Origin of the sequence: Priestia sp. SIMBA_032 (assembly GCF_046535215.1) — a bacterium.
Lineage (GTDB): Bacteria > Bacillota > Bacilli > Bacillales > Bacillaceae_H > Priestia > Priestia aryabhattai.
This window is the reverse complement of sequence record NZ_JAWRXD010001520.1, coordinates 1-237: the sequence shown is the minus strand read 5'-3', so window position 1 is coordinate 237 and position 237 is coordinate 1. Positions and strand designations below refer to the sequence as shown.

The 237-nt window shown below is 70.0% G+C and carries 1 protein-coding gene; it reads right to left on the bottom strand.

All coding sequences use genetic code 11. The annotated features are described in order from the left end of the window. A partial coding sequence (locus SB717_RS39370) for an isocitrate/isopropylmalate family dehydrogenase (protein ID WP_410908747.1) occupies window positions 1–237 on the bottom strand: 237 nt, incomplete at both ends.

Here is a 237-nt window from a genome sequence, read left to right as displayed (position 1 = left end):
ATCGGCGGTGTGGATGCCGTCCTCGAGGGTGCGCAGCAGCGCATTGCCCATGCGCCCGGCGATTTCGGCCTGGCCAAGATGGGTCAGCATCAGGCCAGCCGCCTGCATCAACCCGGCCGGGTTGGCTTTGCCCTGGCCCGCGATATCCGGCGCCGAGCCGTGGATGGCCTCGAATATGGCGACCCGGTCGCCGACATTGGCCGACCCGCCCAGCCCCACCGAGCCGGCAATCTCCGC